The 13,159-nt window shown below is 63.5% G+C and carries 17 protein-coding genes, 1 tRNA gene and 2 pseudogenes; 14 read left to right on the top strand and 6 right to left on the bottom strand.

Annotated elements, in window-relative coordinates; translation table 11 throughout:
• From BN1241_RS01645 to BN1241_RS01615, 7 genes and pseudogenes are all read left to right on the top strand, one after another.
• On the top strand, positions 1-563 hold a 563-nt coding region (locus tag BN1241_RS01645; protein WP_187117585.1), incomplete at its 5' end, for a recombinase family protein.
• A complete protein-coding gene (locus BN1241_RS01640) occupies positions 556-993 on the top strand; it encodes a histidine phosphatase family protein (RefSeq protein ID WP_077138198.1) in 438 nt (145 codons plus the stop codon). The genes BN1241_RS01645 and BN1241_RS01640, both read left to right, overlap by 8 nt.
• Positions 990-1,883 (top strand): annotated as a pseudogene (locus tag BN1241_RS01635) (NAD(P)H-hydrate dehydratase). The gene BN1241_RS01640 and the pseudogene BN1241_RS01635 overlap by 4 nt, the downstream one beginning before the upstream one ends.
• An 83-nt stretch (positions 1,884-1,966) precedes the next feature.
• A complete protein-coding gene (locus BN1241_RS01630; protein WP_054951736.1) occupies positions 1,967-3,016 on the top strand; it encodes a glycosyltransferase in 1,050 nt (349 codons plus the stop codon).
• Positions 3,013-4,074, top strand: coding sequence for a glycosyltransferase family 4 protein (locus BN1241_RS01625; RefSeq protein WP_054951735.1), 1,062 nt, complete (start codon positions 3,013-3,015; stop codon positions 4,072-4,074). The genes BN1241_RS01630 and BN1241_RS01625 overlap by 4 nt, the downstream gene beginning before the upstream one ends.
• Positions 4,071-5,051 (top strand): glycosyltransferase, encoded by a 981-nt coding sequence (locus BN1241_RS01620; RefSeq protein ID WP_054951734.1) that lies wholly within the window; start codon positions 4,071-4,073, stop codon positions 5,049-5,051. The genes BN1241_RS01625 and BN1241_RS01620 overlap by 4 nt, the downstream gene beginning before the upstream one ends.
• Positions 5,048-5,878, top strand: coding sequence for a glycosyltransferase family 2 protein (locus tag BN1241_RS01615; RefSeq protein ID WP_222704342.1), 831 nt, complete (start codon positions 5,048-5,050; stop codon positions 5,876-5,878). The genes BN1241_RS01620 and BN1241_RS01615 overlap by 4 nt, the downstream gene beginning before the upstream one ends.
• 169 nt (positions 5,879-6,047) lie before the next feature.
• Here the strand turns inward: BN1241_RS01615 and BN1241_RS12925 are convergent, their stop codons facing one another.
• On the bottom strand, positions 6,048-6,269 hold the full coding sequence (locus BN1241_RS12925) for a hypothetical protein (RefSeq protein WP_054951733.1): 222 nt from the start codon (positions 6,267-6,269) through the stop codon (positions 6,048-6,050).
• A 119-nt stretch (positions 6,270-6,388) separates the two neighbouring features.
• Between BN1241_RS12925 and BN1241_RS01605 the strand changes: the two genes are divergently transcribed.
• The 3 genes from BN1241_RS01605 to BN1241_RS12145 all read left to right on the top strand — a co-directional run bounded on the left by BN1241_RS01605 (position 6,389) and on the right by BN1241_RS12145 (position 7,395).
• Positions 6,389-6,670 (top strand): single-stranded DNA-binding protein, encoded by a 282-nt coding sequence (locus BN1241_RS01605; protein ID WP_222704341.1) that lies wholly within the window; start codon positions 6,389-6,391, stop codon positions 6,668-6,670.
• A 16-nt stretch (positions 6,671-6,686) separates the two neighbouring features.
• A complete protein-coding gene (locus BN1241_RS13150) occupies positions 6,687-6,857 on the top strand; it encodes a hypothetical protein (RefSeq protein ID WP_230198204.1) in 171 nt (56 codons plus the stop codon).
• Positions 6,858-6,990: 133 nt separating this feature from the next.
• Positions 6,991-7,395 carry a recombinase family protein gene (locus BN1241_RS12145; protein WP_082418153.1) on the top strand — a complete coding sequence of 135 codons (405 nt, stop codon included), beginning with the start codon at positions 6,991-6,993 and terminating at the stop codon, positions 7,393-7,395.
• On the opposite strand, the gene BN1241_RS01595 is transcribed toward BN1241_RS12145, so the two are convergent.
• The 4 genes from BN1241_RS01595 to BN1241_RS01580 all read right to left on the bottom strand — a co-directional run bounded on the left by BN1241_RS01595 (position 7,350) and on the right by BN1241_RS01580 (position 10,503).
• Positions 7,350-8,033 carry a hypothetical protein gene (locus tag BN1241_RS01595; protein WP_222704365.1) on the bottom strand — a complete coding sequence of 228 codons (684 nt, stop codon included), beginning with the start codon at positions 8,031-8,033 and terminating at the stop codon, positions 7,350-7,352. The two genes, BN1241_RS12145 and BN1241_RS01595, sit on opposite strands and share 46 nt — an antisense overlap.
• A gap of 34 nt (positions 8,034-8,067) precedes the next feature.
• Positions 8,068-8,140, bottom strand: a tRNA-Ala gene (locus BN1241_RS01590).
• Between the two features lie 66 nt (positions 8,141-8,206).
• A complete protein-coding gene (locus BN1241_RS01585; RefSeq protein ID WP_147599185.1) occupies positions 8,207-8,980 on the bottom strand; it encodes a hypothetical protein in 774 nt (257 codons plus the stop codon).
• 299 nt (positions 8,981-9,279) lie between these two features.
• The gene (locus BN1241_RS01580; protein ID WP_077138226.1) at positions 9,280-10,503 is read right to left on the bottom strand and encodes a molybdopterin molybdotransferase MoeA; all 1,224 of its coding nucleotides are present in this window, start codon (positions 10,501-10,503) and stop codon (positions 9,280-9,282) included.
• Positions 10,504-10,685: 182 nt separating this feature from the next.
• On the opposite strand from BN1241_RS01580, the gene BN1241_RS01575 reads away from it, so the two are divergent.
• Positions 10,686-11,306 (top strand): 5-formyltetrahydrofolate cyclo-ligase, encoded by a 621-nt coding sequence (locus BN1241_RS01575; protein ID WP_054951999.1) that lies wholly within the window; start codon positions 10,686-10,688, stop codon positions 11,304-11,306.
• Between the two features lie 191 nt (positions 11,307-11,497).
• A pseudogene (locus BN1241_RS13145) lies at positions 11,498-11,638 on the top strand (FmdB family zinc ribbon protein); the annotation flags it as partial.
• Between the two features lie 14 nt (positions 11,639-11,652).
• Here BN1241_RS13145 and BN1241_RS13140 read toward each other — a convergent pair.
• A complete protein-coding gene (locus tag BN1241_RS13140; protein WP_230198236.1) occupies positions 11,653-11,823 on the bottom strand; it encodes a hypothetical protein in 171 nt (56 codons plus the stop codon).
• 282 nt (positions 11,824-12,105) lie between these two features.
• On the opposite strand from BN1241_RS13140, the gene BN1241_RS01570 reads away from it, so the two are divergent.
• Entirely contained in the window at positions 12,106-12,720 is a 615-nt protein-coding gene (locus BN1241_RS01570) for an SAF domain-containing protein (protein WP_082418152.1), read from the top strand.
• A gap of 30 nt (positions 12,721-12,750) precedes the next feature.
• Complete coding sequence (gene mscL, locus BN1241_RS01565) at positions 12,751-13,158, top strand: large conductance mechanosensitive channel protein MscL (RefSeq protein ID WP_054951972.1); 408 nt, start codon at positions 12,751-12,753, stop codon at positions 13,156-13,158.
• Position 13,159: the final 1 nt, after the last annotated feature.

The following is a 13,159-nucleotide window of genomic DNA, read 5'->3' as shown; positions in this document are numbered from 1 at the left end:
CGACCACGCACCCGGTGCGGTACTGCATCATCAACAAGGTCGACCGCCTCGCCCGCAACCGGCTCGATGACGCCATGATCCACGCCGCGCTACGGGATGAGAACATCAGCCTGGTCTCGGTCACCGAGAACATCGACGAGACCTCCTCAGGGATGCTGATGCACGGCATCCTGGCCTCCATGGCCGAGTTCTACTCGCTGAACCTGGCCCAGGAAGTCCTCAAAGGCATGACCCAGAAAGCCGCGATCGGCGGCACCCCCACCAAAGCGCCTCTGGGCTACCTCAACGTCCGCACCACCGACGCCCAAGGACGCGAGTCTCGCGTGATCCAAATCGACCCCGAACGCGCCGACCTCGTCCGTTTCGCCTTCACCACCTACGCCACCGGCAACTGGTCCCTGTCGCGCCTAGCCAAGGAACTCACCGCCCGTGGCCTGACCACCCGGCCCACCCCCTCGCAGCCGGCCAAGCCAGTCACCACGACCGGGCTGCACAAGATCCTGACCAACCCCTATTACCAGGGCACCGTCACCTGGCCTCGAGCACCGGCTGATCGTGGATGAACGGTTGCGGGAGCGGGACCTGGGGGTGATGGACGGCTTCACCCGCAAGGGCATCGAGGCGCAGTTCCCGGAGGAGGCGGAGCGACGCACGCGTCTGGGCAAGTTCTACCACCGTCCGGCCGGCGGTGAGAGCTGGTGTGACGTCGCCCTACGCATCCGCAGCGTCCTGGCCGACATCCGTGCAGAGTACGACGGTGAGAATGTGTGGGTGTTCAGCCACCAAGCCACCATCATGTCGTTCAGGTACGTCCTTGAGTCCCTGGACGAGCCCACCCTGCTCACAATCGATGCGGAGCAACCCCTGCCGAACTGTTCCATGACGTCCTACGAACCGGACGACGACGGTGGCCTGGACCTAATCCGCTATGCCGCCGCCGTGGGGGATGCCCCCACGACGCGGGAACCACCCGCCGATGGGGAGGGCGCATGAGCGCCGTCGTCGTCACCCCCGGGCTGCTCCGCTCCTGGCGACTGCCCAACCCGGAAGGCGACAAGAATGCTGGTGGCCGGGTCCTGATCGTCGGTGGCAACGACCACGTGCCGGGGGCCGTGTTCCTGGCTGCCGAGGCCGCCATGCGGGCCGGTGCTGGCAAACTCCAGATCGCCACCGTCCAGAGCGCTGCGACAGCCTTGGGCCTGGCCATCCCGGAGGGTTTTGTCCAAGGTTTGGAGACCGACGGCGGCGGCGACATCGCGCCGAGCGCTGCCGACACCACCGTCGACCTGGCCTCCGAGCGTGACGCCGTCCTGCTGGGACCCGGCATGATGCACCCCGCAGCGGCCAACGCGTTGCTGGAGCAGGTGATTCCACAGCTGTAGGCGACCGTGTACCTGGATGCCCTGGGGCTGGCCTACCTGACGGGAAACCTCGACGGTCTGGCCCACCTGGGCGGACGCTCGGTGGTGTCCCCGAACGTCAAGGAGTTGTTCACGACGCTGGAGCAGAACGCGCCCGCGGAGCTCCAGAGCGAGGCCGGGATCAAGGAACTACGGGCTGCCGTGAGCGACCTCGCGAAACGCGCCGAGGTGGTCGTGGTCAGCGGCGCGGACACCTCCTTCGTCGCGGCGCCGGATGGGCGTGCATGGCGCGATGAGACCGGTGGTCAGGGCCTGGCGATCTCCGGTAGCGGTGACGTGAAGGCGGGGATCATCGTGGGACTTCTGGCGCGCGGGGCAGATCCGGTGCAGGCGGCTGTATGGGCCAAGTACGTCCACGGCCGATGCGGTGAACGGCTGACGTCGCACTTCGGGCCGAGAGGGTTCCTGGCCCGCGATCTGCTCACCCACATCCCCCAGGTGATCGCCGAGCTCGAGTACTGAACAGGCCGCCCAAACCTACCCCCAGGGATGTAGACTGGACCCAATCCGCCAGCGTAAAATGATGACTCAAGAAGGAGTCTGCCATGAGAATCGCATCGGTGCCGCATGGGCATGTCTACGTCGAGCACCTCAGCGATCCCGACCGAGACGATGGTGTCGTCCGCCTGCCGGACCCGACCCCCGAGAACCCGGCCGTCGGGGCGCCATGGTGGCCCTTGGTCATGTTGGACGCACAGTGGATTCATGACCACGCCGAGGAATTCGACCTGTACCACCTCCACTTCGGGTTCGATTCGATCGAGCCATCGGAGTTGGACACGATCGTGGCCGCGCTCCGTGAGCAGGGCAAGCCGTTGGTCTACACCGTCCATGACCTGCGCAACCCCCACCAGCTCGACCGCCGCACGCACGACGCAGCCCTGGACGTGCTGGTCCCTGCCGCGGACCAACTCATCACCCTGACCCCCGGCGCCGCGGACGAGATCTCCCGGCGATGGGGCCGGGCTGCGCACATGGTGAAGCACCCCCACGTGGTGGGATTCGACCAGATGTCCGTGAACCGCCCGCAGCGGACCGTTCCCCGGGTGGGGCTGCATCTGAAGAGCATGCGCGCGAACCTCGATCCCCTGCCGATGATCGGAGCGCTCGTGGCTGAGCTGCGGCGCAGGGAATTCGAGCTGGTGATCGACGTCCACACCGACGTCATGACCCCGGGACAGTACAACCACAAACCGGATGTCGTCGATTTCCTGCGGAGCCTCCCACCTGAAGTCGAGGTCCATGTGCATGACTTCTACAGCGACGAGGAGTTGTGGGACTACTTCCGCAGCCTCGACCTCTCGGTGCTGCCCTACCGCTTCGGCACGCATTCCGGCTGGCTGGAGGCGTGTCACGACGTGGGGACCCGCGTGCTCGCCCCACACCTGGGCTACTACCACCAGCAGCATGCCGGGGTCCTCGGGTACCACTTGGACGATGGCCTCCCGCGGGCCGCCGACATCGCGGCTGCCCTGGACGCGATGGACCGATCCCGTGACGACTGGCGGGCGGATCCGCAGGACCGCCTCGAGCAGCGGCGCGATATCGCCGCTGCCCACCGGCGCATCTACACCGACGCCCTGGGACGGGCATGAAGGTTGCCCTGCTCGCCCATGACAGGTTCCCCATCGCGGCTCCCTTCGCCGGGGGACTGGAGTCGTTCACGTGGAGCCTGACCGTCGGCCTCAGGCGTCGAGGGATCGAAGTCGTCCTGTTCGCCGGGCCCGGCAGCGACCCGCACCTCGAGGCCGAGGAGTTGGCCTTCACGCCCCCGGAGCTGAGCGCCAGCGCCCGCAATGATGTCGCCATGCCGCCCGCGCACCAGGTCCAGGAAACCACCGCCTATCTGCAGGCGATGCGATACCTGGCCGAGCGCCGAGACATCGATGTCATCCACAACAACTCGCTGCACTACCTGCCCATCGTTCTGGGACAGATCGCACCCCAGCCCCTCGTCACGACGCTGCACAGCCCACCCACGCCCTGGATGGAGCCGGCCCTGAAGCTGACGCCGTCGGCGCGCACGGTTGCCGTCAGCCAGGCCGTGGCCGAGATGTGGAGCCACGTCACCACCGCCACGGTCATCCGCAATGGCGTGGACCTCGCCGAGTGGCGGTTCGGGGAGGGCGGCGACGACCTGGTGTGGTCCGGACGGATCGTCCCCGAGAAGGCGCCCCACATCGCCGCGGCCATCGCACGAACCGCTGGCCGGCGTCTCGTGCTGGCCGGTCCCATCATCGACGGGCAGTACTTCGCCTCACAGGTGGAGCCGCTGCTCGATGAGCGGATCCGCCACGTCGGCCACCTCGCCAATGTCGATCTCCAGCGACTGCTGGCGCAGTCTGCCGCCTGCCTGGTGACACCCGCATGGGACGAGCCCTTCGGCCTGGTGGCTGCCGAGGCGATGTCCTGCGGCACGCCAGTCCTCGGGCTGGCTCGTGCTGGCCTCCTGGAGGTCGTGCGCCCGGGTGCCGGCATCCTGGTCCCGCCCGGCACTTCCGACGAGATGACCGTGGCCGCGGCGGTAGCTGTCCTCGACGACGTGGTCCAGTTGGATCGACGGGTGGTCCGGGCCCAGGCCGAGCACACCCTCTCCCTGGAGGACACCGTGGCCGCCTACGTCGACCTCTACGGGGAACTGGTGGGACGATGATCGGCTACTACGTGCACCACCAGGGACAGGGGCACCGCATGCGTGCCCTGCAGATCGCGTTGGCCCTGCGTGCGCCCGTGGTCGGGTTCAGTTCCCTCGAGGCCCCCGAGGGGTGGCCCGGACGCTGGGTGATGCTGGAACCCGATCTCGTCCATGAACCGCTCGACCCGACCGCGAACGGGGTGTTTCACTGGGCACCCCTCGAGGTTCCCCGCCACCGCACCCGACTCGCGCGAATCGTTGACTGGCTGACCGGGCACGTCGACGTGATGGTCGTCGATACCTCCGCCGAAGTGACGCTACTGTCCCGCCTGTTCGGTGTGAGGACCGTTGTGGTCGCACTGCGTGGTGACAGGACCGACCGACCCCATCTGACCGCCTACGATGCGGCATCCGCAATCATCGCGCCGTGGAACCGGGAGCACGGTGAGCCGTGGTGGCCACCCGAATGGGAAGCCAAGACCGTCCACACGGGCGCCTTCTCCCGCTTCGACGGTATCGAGTCGCCTCCGCCATCCACCTCCGATGTGCCGCGCGTTCTGGTCGTGTGGGGCTCGGGGGGTGACCGGTTGCGGGACGGGGACCTCGCGGGTGCCCGTCGAGCGACGCCGGGATGGGAGTGGATCCTACGAACCCCGGAGGAACCGTCACCCGACCTGTGGCGGGAGTTGGCCGAGGCCGACGTCGTCGTCACGCATGCGGGCGACAACGCCGTCGCGGAGGTCGCCGCCGCCCGCCGACCCGCCGTTGTGGTGGCCCAGCCCCGACCCTTCGATGAGCAGGGCGCTACTGTGGGTGCACTACGCAGGGCAGGGGCGTGTGTCGCCCTGGAGGACTGGCCGAGCAATGAGGACTGGCCGATCCTCCTGAAACAAGCGACATCCATCGGCGGCCAGGCATGGCGGGATTGGAATCCGGGCGACGGCGCACGCCGGGCAGCCGCAGCTCTCGACCGGCTACACGAGGAGGTTCAATGATGCGACTCGCACTGGTCACCATCGTGCATCGACGCCATGCCCATCTGCGGCGCCAGCGGGCTTGGATCGAGGCGATGGAGCCGCAGCCGCTGCTCCACGTGGTCGTGTCCATGGACGACGACGAGATCCGGTCCGTGGTGGCGGAAACCGATGCCTGCCCCACCGTCGTGACCCAGCTGGACACTGGTGGAGAGTTGCCGCTGTCCGCCGCACGGAACCTCGGTGTGCGGGTGGCGGAGGAACATGGCGCGCAGAACGTAGCCCTGCTCGATGTGGACTGCCTGCCGGGTCCCGACCTGGCGAGGGACTACACCGAGGCGATCCAGGAGGCCGCCGACGAGGAATCACCCGCAGTGGTGTGTGGGCGGGTCTACTACCTGCCCTCGGGGCTCGTGGAGGCCGACTACACCCTGGCTCGTCTCCGTCGTGCAGGTGAGGACCATCCGGTGCGTACCGTCCCTGAACCGGGGGACCTCGTGGAGGGCGATCCCCGCCTGCTGTGGTCCCTCAACGTCGCCATGAGCCTCACGGACTGGCACCGTATTGGCGGCTTCGACGAACGCTACGTCGGGTATGGGGGCGAGGACACGGACTTCGGGCAGCGTCTCAAGGCTGCCGGGGGCACCATGTACTGGAGTGCAGGAGCCGAGGCCTTCCACCAGTATCATCCGATCAGCGACCCCCCGGTCGAACATGCAGTGGCGATCGCACGCAACGCGAACCTCTTCCACTCCAACTGGGGCTTCTACCCGATGGAGGGGTGGCTCGCCCAACTCCAGCGTGAGGGGCATCTGATGCTCGGTCCCGCGGGATGGCGCGAAGCCTGACCTGGCCGCAGCACCGCCTGTTGTGCCGGTATGCTCTCGGAGCATACATGTGGATCCGATCTCGGTGGCCATCGTCAATGACTATCCCGTCATCGTCGAGGGCGTCTCGAACCTGCTGCGACGAGACCAGCGCCTTGCCGTGATCGAACTCGACTCGATGGTCGACCCCTCAGGTGCTGTGGATGTCGTCCTCGTGGACACGTTCGCCTCCGAGGACCAGGAGGAGGAGATGGGCAAGCTCATCAGGGATCCGCGCTTCGGGCGGGTCGTGATCTACTCCTGGAATCTGGATCCCGGCATCGTCGAGCATGCGCTGAAGCTTGGCGCCGATGGGTACCTCTCCAAGGCGCTGAGCGCAGATGAACTCGCCGAGGGGTTGGTCCGCTGCCACGCTGGGGAACGGGTGGTGGATCCTCGCCCCGTCTCGGACGAGGCCGACATCAATGCTCCGGACTGGCCGGGGCTTGACACGGCTCCTTCACCAAGCTGGAGCCGTCTTTCGGCAATCTGGTGCTCTACCGCGCCACCACCGAGCGGGCTTTCGAACGCTTCACCAAGGGTGACCAGTTCGTCGCCGAAGGCTACGCCCACGACTATACCTACGAGCGCGACGGACAGCCCATCGCGGGCGAGGAGTTCGTCGCCAAGAAGATCGGCCACGACACCGCCCGCACCCGCTACGACGTCGACCGCACATCCCGCCAGGCACTCGAACGCCAGGCGGCTGGGCAGGCCTTCGAACCACCCCAGCACCACCAGGCCACGCCTGCTGCCGACAGCCTCAGCATGTGACCCGGGCGGACCGATCATGAGCACTCACGGCCCCGATCCCGACGACCAGTACGACGACCCCGGTATCCTCGACGACCAGCCCGACATGTTCAACGCCGATGCCCTGCCCGAGCCGCCGCACCCGATCAACTGGAACCTGCTGTCGGCGCAGGATCTGGAAGCAGAGCTGCTGGAGCTGAACTGGTGAGTCGACTGGCTCCGCCACACCTACGGCCTACCCGCCTCAGTGGTGCCGCCCTACTGGCACCGCCACCCCGAACTGGTCTGGGAGCTGTCCGCGCTGCACCTGCACTGGCTGTGCGCCTACGACCCCGAACAAAATGGTTCCGCACCTTTGGGCTGGCACCGCGACTTCGCCGACGCCCGCCACCGTCTGCGCGACTGGGTCACGGCCTCCGGCACCCGCCTGCGCCACCTGCCCCGTGCCCCGCCGACCAAGGGACCCCCCCGCCCGTGCCCGGACCCCCCGCCCCACCCCCTCCCAGCCCGCCAAGCCAGTCACCACGACCGGGCTGCACAAGATCCTGACCAACCCCTACTACCAGGGCACCGTCACCTTCCGCGGGGTCACCTACGACGGCACCCACGAGCCCCTCGTCGACGCAGAGACGTGGCTGCGTGTCCAGACCAACCTCGACGCCAACAACGCCCGTGGCGAACGACCACAGAAGTACGACCACTACCTCAAAGGCACCCTGTACTGCTCCTGCGGACCAAGCTCATGATCGAACGCCCCCGCGACAAGACCGGGGACCGCTACGAGTACTTCACCTGCTCCGGACGACGACGCAAGACCACCCACTGCACTCGCTCCGCGATCCTCGCCGAACGCGCCGAAGCCGAGATTGAACGTACCTACCAGCGCAACTCCCTGAGCCCAACCCAGGCCGAGCACGTCCGGAAGGTCCTCAACGACGTGTTCGACCAGCTCGAAGGATCCAGCGAGGACGAACGCAAGCTCCTGACTGCCCAACGCGACAAGCTCGAAGCCGAACGCCTCAAACTCGTCCAGGCCCACTACGCCGACGCGATCCCACTCGACCTCCTTAAGAGCGAACAAGACCGCATCCGCGTCAGCCTCGACCAGATCAGCACACGGCTCGACAACCTCACCGACACCTACGCCGACGCCCGAACAGGCTTGGACCAGCTGCCCGAACTCCTCGTCGACCTCGACAACCTCTACAACAAGTGCGATCCAGCCGAACGACGCATCCTCAACCGCGCCCTGTTCACCCGCATCACCATCGACGACGAAGAGAACGCCACCTACACACCCGACAAGACCACCGCCAGCATCCTCGCCCACACCAACATCGACGCCCCGGCGCACGTCACCGCAGAAACAAAACTGCCCCGCCATCAGGCGGGGCAAGTTTCGATTTTCTCATCTTACGTGGAGCTAGGGGGATTCGAACCCCCGACCTTCTCATTGCGAACGAGACGCGCTACCAACTGCGCCATAGCCCCAGGTACCCATAAATATTATCAGGCCCCACTTCTCTTCCAAGGTGTGGGGCCAGTCTCGTTCGTCACTTATGCGTGGCGTCGCCTTTCGAGAACTTCATCGAAGTTGAAGGTCGCGATGACGGGAGCAGCATCAGCAGACGATGCCGAGACCGAGCTGGAGAACTTCTCACCAAGCTGGGTGGGCCGGTATGGAACCGCGGCCGTGGGCGCCTCTTCGGGTTCGAAGGGCTTGACCGTGCGGCGGGAGAACGTGGGCTTCGGAGTGTACGACGGTGTCGCAACTTCACGCTTCGGGGCCTGTTGCCGGATGGGCTGGGCTACCACTGTCTGTGCCTCAGGAGCAGATGCAACCGTGGGTGCGGAGACCGCATCGGTAGCCGAAGCGGTGGAGAGGGCGGAAGTACTGGAGGTTGCGGAAGCCGAAACTGCGGAAGCGGCTGAGGCCCTGCGGGCTTCCTGGACTCGGCGGGGTGCCTTCTTCGCTACCTTGGCCTTGCGGTCCTGGGTGCGTGCGGTTGCGGAGAGCTTCGCAAGCTTCGCATCGAGGTTGGCGATGGCGACCTGGTCCTGGTGGTTGAGTTCGCGAGCATCCATCAGCATCTTCACATAGAAGGCTGTTCCGGCCACGGTAAGAACCGTGGGGACAAAGCCGAGGAGGATGGTGATACTGGTGGCAGCAACTAGGATCCAGACAATGAGGGAGATGAGGACTGCTACTCCCACGCCCATGCCCAGCGCCTTCATGCGGGCCGTACGTTGGGAGACCCTGGCACGTGTGCGGGCGCGGGTGGCCGCGAGCGTACGCAGATTGTTGGGATCAACCCGTCGCTTTTCGCTCATTGTCGACTCTACTCTCGGAAGGATCGTGCCGCGGTTCGATGAACGAGCTGTTGACCATCGGTCCACGGAGTTAACTACGCGGAGGTTCTCAGATTCGCCTTCAGCAACCGGTGTTGCGAGTGCAACTCGGCTTTTCCAGGATAGTGCCGGATATACGACTGCCACCAAGATGACTATTGCCGCAAAGAGAGCGTATCCCTGAATCTCCACACCATAAACCTAAAGCTTGAACCCCCGGTAAATCATGAAGCCTCACGGAGTGTTGCCGTAACGTGCAGGTGATCTTCAGGGTATGGGGCTCAATCCAGGATCAGGCACCTCAGCCAATCCCCTACAGCCACCGTTTCTTGTGCTGCTGGGATGATCGCAAGCGCATTAGCTCTCGCGAGGCCGTACAGGAGTTCCACTCCGGGGATCCCGGTCGGTTCGAACCGATATCCGGTACTTGGCTTGCCCGTGACCTTGACGGGAACATATTCACCAAGCCCTACTGTCGAGGTCCAGGGAGCTGTTGCTTCCGCTTCGATTGCTCTGCGGTGCATGGTTCGGTGCCCAACTGCTCGGCGTAGCGCGGGGCGTACGAAGAGTTCGTATCCAATGAGTGCAGCAACGGGACTGCCGGGTAGGCAGTAGATCGGGACCTTCATTCCGTATTCCGCCCCAATGGTCCCAACTCCGTATTGGCGCAGCGGTGCCATGCTGACTCTGTCGAAACGGACTTCACCCAATTGGTTAAGAACTTCCTTGAGGTTGCCAGTACCTCCTGAGGACAGTCCGCCTGTGGTGATGACAGTATCGGCACGGGTTATCTGGTGGAGAAGTGATTCTCGCAGGTCCTGCTTGCTATCCGGCACTCGGGTTGCTTGGAAGACTGTTGCTCCAATTTCTTGGATGGCGGTGGTGAGGCCATAACCGTTGGCGTCGTATACAGTTCCCGGGTGCCCGGTTCTTCCTGGTTCAACGAGCTCATCTCCCACTGTCAGGACCACGACTCGGGGCGGCGGCTTGACCATAACGGAACCGAGCCCGACAGCAGCAAGAAGTGCAATGTCACGGCTCCCGATCCGGGTACCAGCTTCAAGTACGGGGAGGCCCACCTCAAAGTCTTCAGCCTCGTAACGGACCCCGTGGCCCTCAGGAACACTGCGGGTGATCGTGACCTTAACTTTGCCACTATCGGTTTCCTCGAGCGGGACTACTGCATCTGCACCCTTGGGGATGCGGGAGCCGGACCAGACACGCATGGCATGGCCAGGTGGGAGGACCGAGAAGGAATCCTCACCCGCACGGATTACCCCCACCACGGGCAGGGGCACCGGCTTCTTAGGTGTGGCACGTGCGAGATCTGTGGAGCGGATGGCGTAGCCATCGGTGCTCGCCATGTCCACTGGGGGCAAGCTAACCTGTGCGAGCGCATCGCTTTCGAGCACCGCTCCGAGGCTCTCCGCCAGCGGCATGTCCAACGCCTGCATATCACCCATGACAGCCAGGCAGGCCTCACAAAATTCCTTCACCGTTTTCACAACAACCTCCTGGGAGCAAGCCTAGTCAGGTAGCTGTCTGAGCAGGCGGAATATGCCCTACCAAGGACATCCTGAACCCGCTCTCTACAACCTCAGTTGAGCCCCTGACCTGCGAAAAGTCTCCTGTCCGTTACCAGCGCAAAACTTCATATCGGAATCAAAATGATGAAACAATGGTGTCCATGACCACCCACGAAGTGGCCCTGCCCGATCTCACTGGCTTCGAACTGGTCGATGCCAAGCAGATGGTACGCAGTACATTGCGCGAGCAGAGGTCAAAGCTGACCTCGAAGGAACTAGCAAGGTACTCAACCGCATTCGCGTCTACCATCGCCGAGTTTGTTGCAGACGCCAAGACTGTTGCTATGTACGTGTCCGTGCACAATGAGCCGGACACGCGTTCCGCCATCACCACACTCCGCGAGCGCGGCACACGAGTACTCCTTCCCAAACTTGGTCCGGGGCTGGCTCGCATGTGGGCCGAGTACGAGGATGATGACCTGGTGGTGGATGCTCCCGGGCGCCCCCCTGCACCCCGAGGTGAAGCACTCCCCTCCGAAGCAGTGGAGGAAGCCGATGTCATTGTTGTTCCGGCTCTTGCTGTTGACCATGCGGGATTCCGTCTCGGTCAAGGAGGGGGCTGGTACGACAGGATCCTCAAACTGAATGTCACCGACCGCGTTGGTGCCGTTATTTATCCCTGGGAGTACCTCGACACATCACTGCCGCATGATGAGCAGGATGTTCAGGTCTCGTGGGTGATGCAGCCAGACTCCATCATCAAAATCGATCGATCCATCTAAATTCAAAGTTGTGCCTGGTTGATCCCAGCCGATCAGCTGTGCAATCTTCCCAGCCCAATTCCGGAGCATTCTTGATGCCTCACGATTGGGACTGTCTTACGGGAGTGTCATCCCTGCCACGCTCACGGCTACCAGGGTGTTCTTTGGAGTACGATTACAACTCGTTAGATCCTTGTCCGATGGAGTGTTGAGTGCCTACCTATTCTTACCGTTGCAAGTCGTGCGGAAACGAATTCGATATTCATCAGTCTTTTAGTGATGATCCGCTGTCTGTTTGCGACAAATGCGGCGGCGAGCTGCGCAAGCTCTTCAACTCTGTTGGCGTTGTCTTCAAGGGCTCAGGCTTCTACCGAAACGATTCGCGCTCCCAGTCGAGCGGCCTGACCGCCTCAGACAAGCCCGCTAAGGACTCCTCTTCCGAGTCGAAGCCCGCCGCTTCCACCTCCTCTGACTCGGGTAGCTCCTCCAAGTCCAGCTCCTCATCGAGCTCCGCTTCGTCATCCTCGAGCTCGTCCACGTCATCGAAGGCAAGCTAAGCTCCGAACTCTTTTCTTTCACTGCTTGCCAGGATCAAGCATCCAAGAGTCTTTCTGGGAATTCACCACTGGTGGATCCCCAGTCCTTTTGTCCAGCCGTACTCAGCGATTTGTCTAGCTGCGCTCAGTTATTTATCCGACCCTGCTCAGCATTTGTAAGCAGGTATCCTTAGGCTCTTCCACATTGCATGCCTCCTCCAGGTTCTCCCCACTTACAGTTCCCTGACATTAGTGCGTCAAGGCGTGGTTCTTAGGATCTGACCATGTCCTCAAAACCTTCTGTTCGGGCCATGCTTTGGCGCTGGCGCAAGCTCCTGACCGCAACGTTTCTTGCACTCTGTCTGGCCCTGGTTGTGGCGAGTATTGGTTCCTCGGGGCGGGTGATGATGGCGGAGTTGGCGGTGGCGAGCAGATCGATGCCGGCGGGGCACGTGATCTCTGAGGAAGACATCACATTGGTGCAGGCTCCCTCGGGCCTTATCCCAGCTGATAAGAACGTTGATGACCTACAAGGGAGACGTTTGGCGGTGGCCATTCCCGAGGGCACTCCCCTAACCTCGAGCATGGTCATTGGCCCCACCCTGTCCGATGGTGCGCCGGAGGGGACGGTGGTTGTTCCGCTTTATCTCGCCACTCCGAAGGATCTGATTCCCGTGGGTTCGGTGGTCATGCTGCTGGCATTGACGGAGGAAGGGAATGCGATTGAGGTGGCCACTCATGCCACGATTCTCGCTTTTTCTGACGCTGAGGCCGCACCATCATCAATGTCCGATTCTGACAACTTGGTCTATGCCTATGTTGCAATCGACGTAGAGCACGCTACATTTGTCCTTGGCATGAGTGCCAGGGCGCCCCTTTTTGCGGTTCTGCAGGATTAAGTCGTCCCCATTCAGAAAGGACCCCATCCCATGATTCAAGGTTTTAAAGAATTCATTTCCCGCGGTAACGCCATCGACCTCGCCGTCGGTATGGTTATCGGTGCTGCTTTCACCGCGGTTGTGACCGCTCTCGTCGACAAGGTTCTCAACCCGCTGATCGGCGCGATCTTTGGTGAGCCCAACTTCGACTCCGTTGGTGCCTTCACCATCAACGGTGCAACGATCCTCCCGGGCGCGGTCCTGACCGCCCTCGTGAGCTTCCTCCTCGTTGCTCTTGCTCTCTACTTCTTCGTTGTCATGCCCATGAACAAGCTCGCTGAGCGCCGCAAGGCCGGCATCGCGGAGGATCCCGAGCTCCCCGCCGATGACGTTGTTCTCCTCACCGAGATCCGCGACCTGCTTCGCCAGAATGCTGGTGGCACCGATCCCCGCCTCTAAG

This window comes from Flaviflexus massiliensis, assembly GCF_001375495.1.
Classification (GTDB): domain Bacteria; phylum Actinomycetota; class Actinomycetes; order Actinomycetales; family Actinomycetaceae; genus Flaviflexus; species Flaviflexus massiliensis.
This window is presented reverse-complemented; position numbering and strand designations above follow the sequence as displayed.

Excerpts from the sequence above, each read along its gene's own strand:
- BN1241_RS01625 (WP_054951735.1), top strand. The coding sequence starts at position 3,013 with ATGAAGGTTGCCCTGCTCGCCCATGACAGGTTCCCCATCGCGGCTCCC.
- mscL (WP_054951972.1), top strand. The coding sequence starts at position 12,751 with ATGATTCAAGGTTTTAAAGAATTCATTTCCCGCGGTAACGCCATCGAC.
- BN1241_RS01570 (WP_082418152.1), top strand. The coding sequence starts at position 12,106 with ATGTCCTCAAAACCTTCTGTTCGGGCCATGCTTTGGCGCTGGCGCAAG.
- BN1241_RS13150 (WP_230198204.1), top strand. The coding sequence starts at position 6,687 with ATGAGCACTCACGGCCCCGATCCCGACGACCAGTACGACGACCCCGGT.
- BN1241_RS01620 (WP_054951734.1), top strand. The coding sequence starts at position 4,071 with ATGATCGGCTACTACGTGCACCACCAGGGACAGGGGCACCGCATGCGT.
- BN1241_RS01575 (WP_054951999.1), top strand. The coding sequence starts at position 10,686 with ATGACCACCCACGAAGTGGCCCTGCCCGATCTCACTGGCTTCGAACTG.
- BN1241_RS01585 (WP_147599185.1), bottom strand. The coding sequence starts at position 8,980 with ATGAGCGAAAAGCGACGGGTTGATCCCAACAATCTGCGTACGCTCGCG.
- BN1241_RS01615 (WP_222704342.1), top strand. The coding sequence starts at position 5,048 with ATGATGCGACTCGCACTGGTCACCATCGTGCATCGACGCCATGCCCAT.
- BN1241_RS01595 (WP_222704365.1), bottom strand. The coding sequence starts at position 8,033 with ATGGCGGGGCAGTTTTGTTTCTGCGGTGACGTGCGCCGGGGCGTCGAT.
- BN1241_RS12145 (WP_082418153.1), top strand. The coding sequence starts at position 6,991 with ATGGTTCCGCACCTTTGGGCTGGCACCGCGACTTCGCCGACGCCCGCC.
- BN1241_RS01630 (WP_054951736.1), top strand. The coding sequence starts at position 1,967 with ATGAGAATCGCATCGGTGCCGCATGGGCATGTCTACGTCGAGCACCTC.